The following is a 14,313-nucleotide window of genomic DNA, read 5'->3' on the forward strand; positions in this document are numbered from 1 at the left end:
GCATTAATAGCATTGGGCGGGTGTCGTCGCAAAGCATAAGGTTGGGTCACCACAACAAGAGGAACCCGTCATGCGTATCGTCGATATCCGTGAAAAAACCGTCTCCATTGCTTCCCCGATCGCCAATGCCTACATCGATTTTTCGAAGATGACCTGCTCGGTCGTCGCGGTCATTACCGACGTGATTCGCGACGGCAAACCGGTCATCGGTTACGGCTTCAACTCCAACGGTCGCTACGGCCAGGGCGCGTTGATGCGCGATCGTTTTCTGGCGCGGATCACTGAAGCCGACCCGGAAACCCTGATCGATCACGAGAACAATAACCTCGATCCGTTCGCCATCTGGAAAACCCTGATGACCAACGAAAAACCGGGCGGGCATGGCGAGCGTTCAGTAGCGGTCGGCACCATTGATATGGCGGTGTGGGACGCGGTAGCGAAGATCGAAGGCAAGCCGCTGTATCGCCTGCTTGCCGACCGTTATCGCAACGGCGTCGCCGATGACAAAGTCTGGGTGTATGCGGCGGGTGGCTATTACTACCCGGGCAAGGACCAGAGCAAGCTCAAGGCCGAAATGCAGAGCTACCTGGACCGTGGCTACGACGTGGTCAAGATGAAGATTGGCGCGGTGCCGCTGGACGAAGATATCCGCCGCATCGAAGCGGTGCTCGAAGTGGTGGGCGACGGCCAGCGCCTGGCGGTCGACGCCAACGGCCGCTTCGATCTGCAGACCGGTATCGCCTACGCCGAAGCGATCAAGAAGTACAACCTGTTCTGGTACGAAGAAGTCGGCGACCCGCTGGATTATGCGCTCCAGGCCGAGCTGGCCAATCACTACGAACTGCCGATGGCCACCGGCGAAAACCTGTTCTCTCACCAGGACGCCCGCAACCTGTTGCGCCACGGCGGCATGCGCCCGGACCGTGACTACCTGCAATTCGACTGCGCGTTGTCCTACGGGCTCGTCGAGTACATGCGCACCCTGAAAGTGATGGAAGAGCTGGGTTGGTCTTCGCGTCGCGTGGTACCGCATGGTGGTCACCAGATGTCGCTGAACATCGCCGCCGGTCTGCACCTGGGCGGCAACGAATCGTACCCGGACGTGTTCCAGCCATTCGGCGGCTTTGCCGATGGCATCCGCGTGGAGAACGGCTACGTCGGGCTGCCGGATATCCCGGGCGTCGGCTTCGAGGCCAAATCTGCGCTGTATGCCGTCATGCGCGAACTGGGCGAGGGCTGATTCTGTTTCATCTGCGGCCTCGTTTGCCGAGGCCGCAGCTTGAGGCGTCATCCGCGACGCCAGCCACATGCCCACCACAACAATAAAATGAGGTGCTTCCGTGGAAACTTCAAAATCACGCTGGTACAGCCAGCTCTATGTGCAAGTGCTGATCGGCATCGTCATCGGCGCTGCCATCGGTTACTTCGTGCCGGACATCGGCGCCAAGCTGCAGCCGTTTGCCGACGGTTTCATCAAGCTGATCAAGATGCTGTTGGCGCCGATTATTTTCGGCACGGTAGTGGTCGGTATCGCCAAGATGGGCAGTATCAAGGAGGTCGGCCGCATCGGTGTGAAAGCGCTGATCTACTTCGAGATTCTTTCCACCATCGCACTGGTGGTCGGCCTGATCGTAGTCAACGTGGTCAAGCCCGGCGCCGGCATGAATATCAACGCCGGAACCCTCGATGGCAGCGCTGTCAACAAATACAGCCAGGCGGCGAGCGAGCAGGGCGGTCTGGTCGAGTTCTTCCTCAATATCATTCCGCATACCTTCCTCGGCGCTTTCTCCAATGGCGTCATGCTGCAAGTGATTCTGTTGTCGGTGCTGATGGGCGTCGCCCTGGTGCAAATGGGCGAAACCAGCAAACCGCTGATCAACACCATCGATCTGTTCCTGCAAGGTCTGTTCAAAATCGTCGCGATGGTCATGCGTCTGGCGCCGTTGGGCGCGGGGGCTGGCATGGCGTTCACTATCGGTAAATACGGCATCGGCACTCTGCTGTCGCTGGGGCAGTTGCTGGTCGCGCTGTACATCACCACGCTGATCTTCATCGTCGTCGTATTGGGCGCGGTGGCGCGATGGTCGGGCATGCCGCTGATGCAGTTTCTGCGTTATTTCAAAGATGAAATCCTGATCACCCTGGGCACCTGTTCGACCGAAGCGGTGCTGCCGCGAATGATGGTCAAACTGGAAAAGCTCGGCTGCAAGAAATCCGTGGTCGGCATGGTCCTGCCGACGGGCTACACGTTCAACGCAGACGGCACCTGCATTTACCTGACCATGGCGGCGATCTTCATCGCCCAGGCGACCAACACGCCGCTGACCTTCATGGATCAGATGATCCTGCTTGGCGTGTTCCTGCTGACCTCCAAGGGCTCGGCCGGTGTGGCGGGGGCAGGATTCGTGACCTTGGCGGCCACGCTCACCACCATTCACTCCATACCTCTGGTGGGCCTGGTGTTGCTGTTGGGCATCGACCGCTTCCTCAACGAGGCGCGAGCGGTGACCAACCTGATCGGCAACGGCATCGGCACCATTGCCATTGCCAAGTGGGACAACTCCTTCGATGTCGAAGCGTGCGAGCGGGAAATCGCCGCCATGAAACACGCCAAGGCTGCACGCAAGGCGCTGCTGGCGCACAAGTAAACCAAGCGTGGCGATTAGCACCTCTGTTGGCGATCCGGATCGCCAACAGAGGTGCTGATCGACACCGCACGGGCTGCCTGGGTTGACACTCCTTCGTACTCATGAAATATATAGCGCACTATACAATAGCGAACTATGAAATGAGCTCGAACCGAAATCACGTGGGAACGCAGCTGTCGTTTGCACTCTACGCCGCTGCCAACCGTGTCGTGCGTTTGCACAAGCCGTATCTGGAACCACTGGGCTTAACCTTTCCGCAGTATCTGGTGATCCTGCAGCTTCTGGATGGCGCGCCATTGTCTGTGGGCGAACTCGGCACTTACCTGGCCATGGACGCGGGAACCATCACGCCGCTACTCAAACGTCTGGAAGGCGCCGGATTGGTCACGCGCAAGCGCGATCCGGCAGACGAGCGCCGCGTGCTGATCGACCTGACGCCCGAAAGCCGGGCCATGGAAGACGACATCAGAGCCATCACCGGCAAGATCAAGACGGCCTGCCAGCTTGATGAGCAGGGGATTGAGGCGCTTCGTCTGACGCTGGATGCGCTTGCCCATCCGGCGGCTGACTGAGCCCACCAGTCCAAAAGCGCGCTCAACCGGGCGATAACACACGTAACAGAGAGGGTTTTGAAATGAACATCGGAATTATCGGCGCCGGCCACATCGGCGCAACACTGGCGCGCAAGCTGGCTGCGTGCGGTCATAAGATCAAACTGGCCAACTCGAAAGACCCGCAAAGCATTCAGGCACTCGCTAAAGAAGTCGGTGCCAAGGCTGTCACCAAAGAGCAGGCTGTGTCCGATGTCGATGTGATCATCCTGTCGATTCCCTTCGCCCGATACCCTGATTTGAAGCAGACGCTGAGCCAGGTTCCCGAGCAAGTCGTGGTCATCGATACCTCCAATTACTATCCGCAGCGTGACGGGGCGATCAAGGAAGTGGACGAGGGCAAACCTGAAAGCGTCTGGGTCAGCGAGCAGATCGGCCGCCCGCTGATCAAAGCGTGGAATGCCGTACTCGCCGCTACGCTGGCCGATCAAGGTCAACCTGCCGAATCCGCAACTCGCATCGCCTTGCCAGTCGCCGGCGATGATGTGCGTGCCGAGGCGATCGCACAGGATCTGGTCGAAGAAACCGGATTCACCGCGCTCGCTGCGGGCAGCCTTCAGGAGTCATGGCGTCAACAACCCGGGACCCCGGCTTACTGCACCGAACTGACCTTGCCGGAACTGAAGCAAGCGCTCGAAGCTGCGGACAAGGCCCGCGCGCCGCTGAACCGCGATGCCTTGATGGCCCGATTCATGGCGCCCGGCACTGAGTTCACCCGCGAGCAGATGGTTGCGATCAATCGGGAAATGACCGCTTGATTAGAAATGAGCGGCTTGGCGTTCATACGATGGCGATAGCGTGGTCATCTCACACCCCCACAACTGCAAAAACGGCTCGCTGACAGTGGCCGGCCCAACCCATCGGCTGACCAATTCGCACTCGCCATCCATGCATAACTGGTAATCGCCGGCCTGCGGGGTTCGGCCCAATTGCAGTGGTTGCAGCGGCGGCAAGTGGCGTCGGTAATGCCAACTGCCGTTCTCCAGCCGGGCATCATTGGGTATCTCCATGCCCGCGCCGTTGCCGCGAACCCTGGCCTGCTCAAGAACCAGGCCTTGGGCCGTGACGCGGTAGTCTTCCTCCCAACGGATCTTTTCGATGCTGTGGTTCCATGCCAGGGTGAAGCTCGCTACCGGCAACTGTGCCCAAATGCTGCCGGCCAGACCCAGGCACAAGCCGATCATGCATTGGCCGCTGCGGCGCGCCGCGAGCGCCAGACGTGTTGCGAGATCACCAGCAGCGCTAATCCGAAGCCGATTTCATCGGTCACCGGCAGTGCCACGATCAGCAGAGCGCCCGCACCAAGACTCAGCAAACGTTCCCAAAGCAGCATTTTCTGTTGCAGAAAACCGGTAGACGCCATGCCCCAGAGACCAACCGCCAAGAGAGTCTTGATCAGCATGTAGGCAGTCGCCCACAAGTTGTCGCCCTGCAGCATCAGCGCCGGGTTGTAGACCGCCATGAACGGGATGACGAAACCGGCCAGCGCAATGCGCACGGCCCACAGGCTGATCTTGAAGCCGCTTTCCTTGGCGATCGGGGCGGCGGCAAAACAGGCGAGGGCGACCGGCGGGGTCAGGTCGGCGAGGATGCCGAAGTAGAACACGAACATGTGCGACACGATCAGTGGCACGCCTAGCTCCAGCAGGGCAGGCGCGGCGATCGAGCTGGTGATGATGTAGTTGGGAATGGTCGGAATGCCCATCCCCAGCACCAGGCAGGTAATCATCGTCAGGATTAGCGACAGCAGCAGGTTGTCGCGGCCAATGGCGAGAATGTAGCCAGCGAACGTCGAAGCGACGCCGGTGAGCGAAACGATGCCGATAATGACGCCGACCAGTGCGCAGGCGATGCCCACCGGTACCGCGTGGCGGGCGCCTTCGACCAGCGCGTGCAGGCAGATCAGCAGCGTTTCGCGACCGCCCTTGATGAAAGCGCAGACCAGCACCAGGACGGCAATGACCGCAAAAATCACCGCGATGCCAAGCTGGAAAAAACCTGTGCAGAGCACGCCCAGGGCAATCCAGAACGCACAACGCAGGCCAAAGCTGTGCACCCGGAAAATGATCGCCGAGCCGAGGATCACGATGGCAGTCAAGGCCAGGCCGACCATGCCCGAGAACAGCGGTGTGCGCCCGGAAAACAGCAGGTAAACCAGGACGAGCAGAGGAATCAGCAAGTACCAACTGGTTTTCACTGCGCCCCATGCGCTGGGGCATTGGTCTTTGGGCAGGCCCTTGAGGTTGGAGCGCTTGGCTTCCAGATGGACCATCCAGAACACCGAACCGAAATACAGCAGGGCGGGAATCAGCGCCGCCTTGGCGATCTCGACGAAGGGCACATTGATGGTTTCAGCCATGATGAAGGCGACTGCGCCCATCACCGGAGGCATGATCTGGCTGCCCATGCTGGAGGTGGCTTCCACGCCGCCGGCGAATGCGGCGCGATAGCCAAAGCGCTTCATCAGCGGAATGGTGAATTGCCCGGTCGTCACGACGTTGGCGATCCCGGAGCCGGTGATCGTCCCCATCAATGCCGACGAGGCCACGGCCACTTTTGCCGGGCCTCCCAGCTTGTGCCCGAACAAGCCCATGGCGAAGTCGGTAAACAGCTTGATCATGCCGGCCTGCTCAAGGAATGCGCCAAACAGGATGAACAGGAAAATGTAGGTCGCCGACACATACGTCGGCGTGCCGTACAGCCCTTCGGTGCCGAACGACAGCTGGTTGATGATCTGGTCGAAACCGTAGCCGCGATGGGCCAGTTCGCCGGGCAGGTATTGCCCGAACAGACCGTACGCCAGGAACAGCCCGCAAATCACCGGCAGCGCAATGCCCATGACCCGTCGCGCGGCTTCGAAGACCAGGGCAATCAATACGATGCCGATCATCAGGTCGGCCGAGGTGAGGTCACCGGAGCGCTGGATCAGATCGGCCTCGAACACCCATTGATACAGCGCGGTAGCGATGGCGGCCAGGCTCAGCAGCCAGGCCAGCGGTTGCCACGGACGGTCTGTGCCGTGTGCCGGATAACTGAGAAACACCACCCACAGCAGGAAACCGACGTGCACCGCACGCAGCACCTGGCTGGAGAGAGGAGAGAAGGCTGCGGTGACGATCTGGAAAATCGAGAACAGCAACGCTACGTAAAACAGGGTTTTCGGCCAGTCCCGTGGGTTCGCGGAAATACCGTGATGCTCGTCACTCATTGGCTGCCTTCCTCATGACCACACAAAGGAATCGACGCTGCAGTGGCCGTCACGCCACTGCGCACAAGCGCTTATAAAGCGCCTTTTTCCTTGTAGTAGCGCTCGGCGCCGGGGTGCAGCGCGATCGGCAGGTTTTTCGCAGCCGCTTCCAGCTTGATGTCCTTGGCCGCCGAATGGGAGTTACCCAAGCGCCCCAGGTTGTCGAACAGCAGGCGGGTCATGTCATAGACGACGTCATCCGGCAGGTCGGCGCGGGTCACCAGAATATTGGTGATTGCCACGGTGGGCACGGCTTCGGCCTGTCCGTCGTAGGTGTTGGCCGGGATCATTGCGCTCTGATAGGCCGGATTGCCGATTTTTGCCACCACTTCGCTCGGGATAGCCACGTAGTTCAGCGGCATCACCGACGACAGGTCACGAATGGCGGCCATGCCCAGTCCTGACGATTGCAGGGTGGCGTCCAGTTGCCGGTTCTTGATCAATTCCACCGATTCGGCAAACGGCAGATATTGCACCTTGCCCATGTCCTCGTAGGTCAGGCCGGCCGCTTTGAATATCGCCCGCGCATTCAATTCGGTGCCGGATTTTGGGGCGCCTACCGAGATGGTCTTGCCCTTGAGATCGGCGAGGCTTTTGATCCCCGACTCTTTGCTGGCGACGATTTGGATGTAATTGGGATAGGCGCCGCCCAAGGCGCGCAACTTGGTCAGTGGTGTTTTGAAGCCGGCGTCTTCCACGCCGTTTTTGGCGTCGGCCACTGAGTCGCCCAAAGCCAGGGCCAACTCGCCGCGACCGGCCTGTAGCAAATTGAGGTTTTCCACCGACGCTTTGGTGGCCTGCACCGATGTCTTCGAACCGGCAATACCGTCGCTGTAGATTTGCGACAGGCCGACGCCGATCGGGTAGTAAACCCCGCTGGTTCCGCCGGTGAGGATATTGATGAACACGGGCGCGGCCTGCGCAGCACTGCTAAGGGTCAGCGTGGCGGCGGCCAGCAGGGCAAAGCGTGTTTTGACTCGCATGGGGGCACTTCTCCGTCTTGTTATGGTTTTAAGCAGAGTGATTGCACTTGGGTCGATCCCGGCTGGACGTGATCGTCACGACGTCAGTTCATCCCCAGCCAGTTCGGCAGCACCAGTGAGATCCACGGCACGTAAGTAATCAGGATCAGGAACAACAGCAGAATCGACAACCAGGGCATCGCGGCTTTGACTGTGGCGGGCAAGGACATGCCGGTCACCGCCGAGGTCACGAACAGGTTCAGGCCCACCGGTGGCGTGATCAGGCCGATCTCAAGGTTGACCACCATGATGATGCCGAGGTGAATCGGATCGATGCCCAGTTTCATCGCGATAGGAAAAAGGATGGGCGCCAGGATCAGGATGATCGCCGACGGTTCCATGAACGCGCCGGCAATCAACAGGACAATGTTGACCACCAGCAGGAACGTCACCGGCGTCAGGCCGGCGTCGATCACCCAGGCAGTGATTTGTTGGGGTAACTGTTCGGTGGTCAGCACGTGGGCGAACAGCATGGCGTTGGCAATGATGAACATCAGCATGATGCTCAGCTTGGCCGAGTCGAGCAGAACCTTCGGTGTCTCGCGAAAGGTCAGATCCTTGTAGACGAACAGAGCGATAAAGGCCGAATAGACGGCTGCCACTGCGGCAGCTTCGGTCGGGGTGAACATGCCCGAATAGATGCCGCCGAGGATGATCACCATCAGCAACAGGCCCCATATTGCCTGGCGTGCCGTACTCAGAAACTCGCGAAGCGTCGCACGCGGCAAGGCGGGGAGATTTTTCTTCACCGCAACGATGTAGATCGCCACCATCAATGCCGTGCCCAGCAGCAGGCCAGGCACCACGCCGGCCATGAACAGCTTGCCCACGGAAGTCTCTGTAGCAGCGGCGTAAACCACCATCACGATCGACGGCGGGATAAGGATGCCCAGCGTACCGGCGTTGCAGATGATCCCTGCGCCGAACGCTTGCGGGTAGCCGGAACGGACCATCCCGGCAATCGCAATCGAGCCCACCGCAGCGACCGTGGCGGGACTTGAACCGGAGAGGGCGGCGAACAGCATGCAGGCCAGCACCGCCGCGATGGCCAGGCCGCCGCGAATATGCCCGACACAGGCGTTGGCGAAGTCGATCAGCCGGCGGGCGACGCCGCCGGTGGTCATGAAGGCCCCGGCCAGCAGGAAAAACGGAATGGCCAGCAGCGTGTAGTGTTCCGAGGTCTCGAACAGTTTGATCGCCAGCGAGCGCACCGAGTCGGGACTGAAGAAAATGATCGTCAGGGAGCCGGCCAGGCCCAGTGAGATGGCGATCGGCACGCCGATGAACATCAAGGCGAACAGGGCCACGAACAGGAAGGCAATGGTCATGGCTTGTCTTCCTCGTGTTCGGCAAGTTTCAGCGCGTCGGCCGCCTCATCGGCCAGGCCGAGGCCGGTCTGACGGTTGAGCAGGATGCGCAGGAGAATTTCAGCGAAGCGGATGAATACCAGCGCGAAGCCCAGCGGCACGATCAACCCGACATGCCACTGCATGACGCCGAAATGGCCGAGATCCTCGGCGCCGATGCCGGCGTTCATCAAGGTTTCAATCCATTCGAAGCTGGCGACGGCGAGCAGCCCCGCGTAGGCCAGACAGCACAGGCAGGCCAAAATGCCGATGTAGCGCTGTACCGATCTGCGCGCCAGTTTGACCAGTGCGTCGACACCGATATGCCCGGCGGTGCGCACGCCATAAGCCAGGCCGAAAAAAATCAGCCAGCCAAACAGCGCTTTGGTCAGGGCAGTGCTCCAGGTCATGGCCTGCGCCATGCCCATGATCTGATCGCCAACAGCGAACAGCGGAACACTGGCCGCCGGCCAATGATCGGCGAGCCAGTAAAACAGGCTGTAGAAGTTATTGAGGATCACGTAGACAAACGTGACGAGGGTCATGGCCGCCAGAAGGAAGACGATGAAGCCTTCCTCGAAGTGTTCCCAGATTCGCCGAAGCGCTTTCATGGATGGCATCTCACGTCGAGTGAAGACGGGCAGGCGCCGACGCAGCGGCGCCTGCCTTGCGATTATTGCGCCTGGTTTGCGGCTTCGGCAGCAGAGATCAGCTCAGCGCCGATTTCGCCTTCGAATTTCTTCCACACCGGTTTCATCGCGTCGCGCCATTGCCCACGTTCTTCTGGCGTAAGCGTGATGATTTCCGTGGTTTTGGCGGCAATGATCCGCTGCTTGTCACCCTCGTTCAGTTGCTGGGCTTCCTTGTTCACGTGGGTGGTGACTTCCACGACGATCTTGTCCAGTTCGCTGCGCACGTCGGGCGGCAGGCCGTTCCAGAACTTGGTGTTGGTGATCAGCATGTAGTCCAGTACACCGTGGTTGGATTCGGTGATGTATTTCTGCACTTCATGCATCTTCTGGCTGTAGATGTTCGAGTAAGGATTCTCCGCCCCGTTGACCACACCGGTCTGCAGGCCTTGATATACCTCGGCAAAACTCATCTTGCGCGGATTGGCGCGCACCGCCTTGAATTGCTCCTCCAGCACCGCCGAGGCCTGCACCCGGAACTTCAGGCCGCGCGCATCAGCGGGCACACGCAGTGGCTTGTTGGCCGACAGTTGTTTCATGCCGTTGTGCCAATAAGCCAGGCCGGTGATGTTTTTGCTTTCCATGGATTTGAGCAGGCCCTGACCCTGCGGGCTCAGTTGAAAGCGGTCGACAGCGTTGATGTCATTGAAGAGGAAGGGCAGGTCGAACAGCTGCACTGACTTGGTGTACTGCTCGAACTTGGCCAGCGACGGCGCAATCATCTGCACATCGCCGAGCAACAGGGCTTCCATTTCCTTGCCGTCACCAAAGAGCGAGGAGTTGGGATACACCTCGACCTTGACCTTGCCCGGCAAGCGTTCCTCGACCAGTTTCTTGAACAGCAACGCACCTTGCCCCTTGGGCGTCTGGTCAGCGACCACATGCGAGAACTTGATGATCACCGGGTCTGCCGCCATGGCCGGGTTCATGCTGCTTACCGCCAAAGCGCAGGCAAGTGCGCTGAACAGAGATCTGAGCATCTGGGTGATTCCTCTTGTTTTTATTGTGATGACCGCTCGACGCGCTGAACGCGTTCAAGTGCCGAGACATGTTCAAGTCTAGGCAGAAATATCTGATTTGCCGGGGAATTGACCAGAAAACCGCAAAACAGTAGCGAGTGAACTGAGTACGTGGTTCCGTCAGGGCCGTGAACGGTATGGGGATTACCCGGCGACGAGTGATGTTTGAATTTCAAGTGCCCGCTGCTGAAGGTGAACCGGGCAGATAGGCCTCGGGTTGGCGGCGCGGGATTCTCATATCGCCAGGTCCTCGTCCCAACACACGGCCTTTGATTCGTGCCATTGCACGTCGGTGACGCCGAATCGCTCGGCCATCGGTTTCGAGAAGCGCTTCAATGGAGGCCGGCCTGGCTTGGGAATTGGCGTCAACCCGGCATCACAACTCGCCCACTGCCAGGCTTCTGCGTTGTTCATCAATTTGGCGCGGATAATAAAGGATTTGGGCACACCGTGAAGTCGGTACTTAATCATGTACAAATCTGTCTGGCTCATGAGGCTCTCCTGTTACTCATGAAAGAGGGATGTTCCTCGCGCCAGGAAATTCACAGTTTTTTCTAACATCTCGACATGCGTCCGCACCGGTTGAAAAATCACTTATACAAGCATGCGCTTGCGGTATAACAACGCTCCTTATGTGATTGCGAAAGTTTGATCAGCGTAACTAAGCGAAACGGCAAAATATATCGACGCTTGTCCGGTGTGATGGCGTTTGAATGTCATTTGATATTGACGAGGAACATCGCTGCGTTTAACTAGCGCGTAATCTGTAGATCGCTGCCGATACTGTAAAATTGGTACGTTGGTGCAGTTAACCAGTGGAATATTTTAGTTAGCAAGCTTCGCAAGCGAGGCGATAAACGCACAATTTCCTGTACAGATTCAGCGAAGCTCATGTAATGGTTAATGACCCGATTGTGCCTTGACAGGAAGAAGGGCCATGGAAAACGACGAGCTGCGCCACACTTGTACAAAGTGCAATAAGCTGTACAAAACCTCGCCGCAAGCGGAGCGTTATAAGGCAAGTGCCGGACATGCCGGGCTTTGTGAAAAATGTCTCAAAAACGAGCAGGAGCGGGTGATCAGTCAGCGCCTGGCCTTGTGTGCCGCGAAGATGTTGGACATTGATCGTCAGTTCAAGCCATCAGCGAAACGCTGATGTTCGCTTCAGCTCGCAAACGAGGCGGCTGATGAAATTCGGCAAGACTCAACGATTACCGCTGCGCTTGTACAACTGCAGAGAGTTGGGTTGGGCCGTTGATCATGTCCCTGACAATAAATCACTGCCAGTAATTGTTTTGACTTACGTATAAATCGAATCGTCCAGTTTCCAGGATGTTACACAAACTTGCACAGGAAGTAAGAGGCCCGTGAATACGGGCCTCAGTACTGTTCCGATAAAAGAGCACAAACGCTCTCAGCCTGCGAACATCAAACTTGCGATGCCTTGATCAACAGCGAACCGCGCCGGCGCATGAGGGCGTAGTAAGCGCACGCAGGGAACAGCAAGCCAACGGCCCACGCCAGGTCGACGCCTTGCAGGCTGGTGGCAACAGGCCCGACGTACATGGAGGTGTTCATGAACGGAATTTCCAGAGCAATGGTGCAAAGGAATACTGCGATTGCTGTCCAGTTCACCCGACCGTAGATGCCTGCCGGATCGAAGATGTCGGCAATCCGGTAAACGCCTTTGCGCAGCGCGTAGTAATCGACAAGATTGATCGCCGTCCAGGGGATCAGAAAGTAGCTCATGAAAAAGATGAAATTCAGGAAGAACTGCAGAAAGTCGTCCTGCGCCAGAGTGCATAAACCGGTAGCGGTCGTGCAGATGATCAGCAGGAATCCCGCACGTACAGACGGGGTGATTTTGAGTGCAGAGAAAGGCTCGATCATCGTGATCGTCGACATGAAAGCGCCATACAGGTTGAACACATTGATGGCGATCTGGCCGTATAGCACGAATGCCACCATCAGCAGCGTGCCTCCTCCGAGCAGGCCTATAAGATGCAGCCCGACGTTATCGGAGAACCCCACCATGCCCTTGGCCAGTACGGCGCCTAACAACATCATCCAGCTTCCGCCGATAACGGTACCGGCATAGCTGTACCAGAACACTTGGCGGGTGGATGTGGCGCTCGGCAAATAGCGAGAGTAGTCCGCCACGTAAGGTGCGTAGGACAGTTGCCAAGTGACCGCGATACTGACAGAGGCGAGGAAGCTGACCAGATTGAAACCCTGCGCGGTCCATTGGCCGGCCTCTATCGGCAGCGCGAGGGCGAGCAGGGTGGCGATGCCGAACACGGCAATCGAAATCAGCGAAAGCAGCTTCTGCACGCGATGAATCAGTTGGTAGCCGAACAGCGCGACCAGGAAGCATGCCGCGCCCAGCAGAGCGATGTTGCCAGCGGTGCTCAACGGGCTCAGGTCGCTCACCGCCTGAGCAGCCAACAGCGTGTTGCTGACGAAAAAGCCCAAGTAGATAAGCATGACGAACAGCAGCGGGACGATAGCGCCGAAAACCCCGAATTGTGCCCGGCTCTGGATCATCTGCGGAATACCCAGTCTCGGCCCCTGCGCGGAGTGCGAAGCCATGAAAATTGCACCAATCAGCGAACCGGTAAGGATCGATAGCGCACTCCAGAAAAGATTGAGTCCCAGGCTGATGGGCAACACTCCAGCCGCTACCGTGGTGATGTTGGCGTTGGCACCAAACCAGACGAAGAACAGGGAACGTGGCCGACCGTGACGCTCGCTCTCAGGGATAAAGTCGATGCTGCGTTTTTCAACTTTCATGTCTGTTCTCCGTTCAGCAGGCGTCGACGAGGCGGCGTTGAAAGCGCGCTACGACTTGTGGGAATTCATCTGGCTGGAAGGCGAGGTGATCGGGTTCGGCGGTTCGAAGCGATGTTGCGGGCTCGTTGTTCCAGCGTCTCGACAACTGCTCGGTGGTGAAGAGCTCCAGCCCGTACAGCCAGTTGGAAAGGATGAACAGTGCCGAGTAATGCGCTCCCTCTGTAGTCGCACTACAGGCGTCAGCGACAAGGCTGACCTGGAAGTCGTGCTGATAGGCGTCGAACAGACTGCTCATGACACACACATCCGTCAGCACGCCGATGACCACCAGTTGCTTGATGCCTCGGCGGTTGAGCATCTGAGCCAAACGGGTGCCGTGGAAGGCGCTGTAGCGGCGTTTATCGATGACGACGTCAGCGTCTCGAGGCGCCAGGGCGTCAATGATCTCGATCGCAGATGTGCCGGCGCGGTAAGTCGTTGGCCTGCCTTGGTCGTCTACCGGTTCGCCCAGCGCCAGATCGCGGCCCGGAGCGTCGTTGACATGGCGGGTATAGAAAATCGGGATGTGCAACTGGCGAGCGCGATCGATCAGGGATGCGGCGTTATCGACCACTTGATCGAAGCGTTCGAGCGGGAAGCCATCTTCCTTTTGCATATCGATCACAAGCAAGGCGGTGTCTTGGTTCATCAGGTTTGTTCCGGATGCAGAGCGTCGGGCGAGCCGGAGGGACTCACCAGAAAACTCGGTAATGACGGTGCGCAGCGATCCGCCAAGGCGGAAACTGCGAGAGATCGAGAGAGACTCTCGTGGGGAGGTGTTACCTGACTATCTGCCAGAAACCGTTTTGCTTCGCGCTCACGCAGGATGGCAGCTGCGGCAGCACGATGGAGGACGAAGAGCGGAATCGACGGAGATAACGCGCCATGGCTGCGCACGGCAA

General features: G+C 58.6%; 14 protein-coding genes. 5 read left to right on the top strand and 9 right to left on the bottom strand.

Going from position 1 to position 14,313, the window contains the following annotated elements; all coding sequences use genetic code 11:
* Positions 1–70 precede the first annotated feature (70 nt).
* The 4 genes from PspCFBP13508_RS00540 to PspCFBP13508_RS00555 all read left to right on the top strand — a co-directional run bounded on the left by PspCFBP13508_RS00540 (position 71) and on the right by PspCFBP13508_RS00555 (position 4,017).
* Complete coding sequence (locus PspCFBP13508_RS00540) at positions 71–1,240, top strand: mandelate racemase/muconate lactonizing enzyme family protein (protein ID WP_024012582.1); 1,170 nt, start codon at positions 71–73, stop codon at positions 1,238–1,240.
* 100 nt (positions 1,241–1,340) lie between these two features.
* Positions 1,341–2,648 carry a C4-dicarboxylate transporter DctA gene (dctA, locus tag PspCFBP13508_RS00545; protein WP_016774313.1) on the top strand — a complete coding sequence of 436 codons (1,308 nt, stop codon included), beginning with the start codon at positions 1,341–1,343 and terminating at the stop codon, positions 2,646–2,648.
* Between the two features lie 140 nt (positions 2,649–2,788).
* Positions 2,789–3,220, top strand: coding sequence for a MarR family transcriptional regulator (locus PspCFBP13508_RS00550; protein ID WP_016774314.1), 432 nt, complete (start codon positions 2,789–2,791; stop codon positions 3,218–3,220).
* A complete protein-coding gene (locus PspCFBP13508_RS00555; RefSeq protein ID WP_275550084.1) occupies positions 3,217–4,017 on the top strand; it encodes an NAD(P)-binding domain-containing protein in 801 nt (266 codons plus the stop codon). The genes PspCFBP13508_RS00550 and PspCFBP13508_RS00555 overlap by 4 nt, the downstream gene beginning before the upstream one ends.
* Here the strand turns inward: PspCFBP13508_RS00555 and PspCFBP13508_RS00560 are convergent, their stop codons facing one another.
* From PspCFBP13508_RS00560 to PspCFBP13508_RS00590, 7 genes are all read right to left on the bottom strand, one after another.
* Entirely contained in the window at positions 4,018–4,443 is a 426-nt protein-coding gene (locus tag PspCFBP13508_RS00560) for a DUF1850 domain-containing protein (protein WP_137213319.1), read from the bottom strand.
* Positions 4,440–6,467 (bottom strand): TRAP transporter permease, encoded by a 2,028-nt coding sequence (locus PspCFBP13508_RS00565; protein WP_137213321.1) that lies wholly within the window; start codon positions 6,465–6,467, stop codon positions 4,440–4,442. Before PspCFBP13508_RS00565 ends, PspCFBP13508_RS00560 begins: the two co-directional genes overlap by 4 nt.
* Positions 6,468–6,538: 71 nt before the next feature.
* Positions 6,539–7,489 (bottom strand): TAXI family TRAP transporter solute-binding subunit, encoded by a 951-nt coding sequence (locus PspCFBP13508_RS00570; RefSeq protein WP_110645770.1) that lies wholly within the window; start codon positions 7,487–7,489, stop codon positions 6,539–6,541.
* Between the two features lie 83 nt (positions 7,490–7,572).
* Complete coding sequence (dctM, locus tag PspCFBP13508_RS00575; protein ID WP_041480541.1) at positions 7,573–8,856, bottom strand: C4-dicarboxylate TRAP transporter large permease protein DctM; 1,284 nt, start codon at positions 8,854–8,856, stop codon at positions 7,573–7,575.
* Positions 8,853–9,485: a TRAP transporter small permease gene (locus tag PspCFBP13508_RS00580; protein ID WP_016774320.1), complete on the bottom strand. Its 633-nt coding sequence runs from the start codon at positions 9,483–9,485 to the stop codon at positions 8,853–8,855. Before PspCFBP13508_RS00580 ends, dctM begins: the two co-directional genes overlap by 4 nt.
* Positions 9,486–9,547: 62 nt before the next feature.
* Positions 9,548–10,492, bottom strand: coding sequence for a C4-dicarboxylate TRAP substrate-binding protein DctP (dctP, locus tag PspCFBP13508_RS00585; RefSeq protein ID WP_241669496.1), 945 nt, complete (start codon positions 10,490–10,492; stop codon positions 9,548–9,550).
* Positions 10,493–10,816: 324 nt separating this feature from the next.
* A complete protein-coding gene (locus PspCFBP13508_RS00590; protein ID WP_039758965.1) occupies positions 10,817–11,074 on the bottom strand; it encodes a DUF6555 family protein in 258 nt (85 codons plus the stop codon).
* 445 nt (positions 11,075–11,519) lie between these two features.
* Between PspCFBP13508_RS00590 and PspCFBP13508_RS00595 the strand changes: the two genes are divergently transcribed.
* The gene (locus tag PspCFBP13508_RS00595; RefSeq protein WP_125916003.1) at positions 11,520–11,738 is read left to right on the top strand and encodes a hypothetical protein; all 219 of its coding nucleotides are present in this window, start codon (positions 11,520–11,522) and stop codon (positions 11,736–11,738) included.
* A gap of 272 nt (positions 11,739–12,010) precedes the next feature.
* On the opposite strand, the gene PspCFBP13508_RS00600 is transcribed toward PspCFBP13508_RS00595, so the two are convergent.
* Positions 12,011–13,372, bottom strand: a complete 1,362-nt coding sequence (locus PspCFBP13508_RS00600; protein WP_137213324.1) for a cytosine permease — start codon at positions 13,370–13,372, stop codon at positions 12,011–12,013.
* Between the two features lie 13 nt (positions 13,373–13,385).
* On the bottom strand, positions 13,386–14,060 hold the full coding sequence (locus PspCFBP13508_RS00605; protein ID WP_137213326.1) for an isochorismatase family cysteine hydrolase: 675 nt from the start codon (positions 14,058–14,060) through the stop codon (positions 13,386–13,388).
* Positions 14,061–14,313: the final 253 nt, after the last annotated feature.

This window comes from Pseudomonas sp. CFBP13508 (assembly GCF_005233515.1).
Taxonomy (GTDB): Bacteria; Pseudomonadota; Gammaproteobacteria; order Pseudomonadales; family Pseudomonadaceae; genus Aquipseudomonas; species Aquipseudomonas mercuritolerans.

Excerpts from the sequence above, each read along its gene's own strand:
- PspCFBP13508_RS00540 (WP_024012582.1), top strand. The coding sequence starts at position 71 with ATGCGTATCGTCGATATCCGTGAAAAAACCGTCTCCATTGCTTCCCCG.
- PspCFBP13508_RS00550 (WP_016774314.1), top strand. The coding sequence starts at position 2,789 with ATGAGCTCGAACCGAAATCACGTGGGAACGCAGCTGTCGTTTGCACTC.
- PspCFBP13508_RS00560 (WP_137213319.1), bottom strand. The coding sequence starts at position 4,443 with ATGATCGGCTTGTGCCTGGGTCTGGCCGGCAGCATTTGGGCACAGTTG.
- PspCFBP13508_RS00565 (WP_137213321.1), bottom strand. The coding sequence starts at position 6,467 with ATGAGTGACGAGCATCACGGTATTTCCGCGAACCCACGGGACTGGCCG.
- PspCFBP13508_RS00570 (WP_110645770.1), bottom strand. The coding sequence starts at position 7,489 with ATGCGAGTCAAAACACGCTTTGCCCTGCTGGCCGCCGCCACGCTGACC.
- dctM (WP_041480541.1), bottom strand. The coding sequence starts at position 8,856 with ATGACCATTGCCTTCCTGTTCGTGGCCCTGTTCGCCTTGATGTTCATC.
- PspCFBP13508_RS00580 (WP_016774320.1), bottom strand. The coding sequence starts at position 9,485 with ATGAAAGCGCTTCGGCGAATCTGGGAACACTTCGAGGAAGGCTTCATC.
- dctP (WP_241669496.1), bottom strand. The coding sequence starts at position 10,492 with ATGAACCCGGCCATGGCGGCAGACCCGGTGATCATCAAGTTCTCGCAT.
- PspCFBP13508_RS00590 (WP_039758965.1), bottom strand. The coding sequence starts at position 11,074 with ATGAGCCAGACAGATTTGTACATGATTAAGTACCGACTTCACGGTGTG.
- PspCFBP13508_RS00595 (WP_125916003.1), top strand. The coding sequence starts at position 11,520 with ATGGAAAACGACGAGCTGCGCCACACTTGTACAAAGTGCAATAAGCTG.
- PspCFBP13508_RS00600 (WP_137213324.1), bottom strand. The coding sequence starts at position 13,372 with ATGAAAGTTGAAAAACGCAGCATCGACTTTATCCCTGAGAGCGAGCGT.
- PspCFBP13508_RS00605 (WP_137213326.1), bottom strand. The coding sequence starts at position 14,060 with ATGAACCAAGACACCGCCTTGCTTGTGATCGATATGCAAAAGGAAGAT.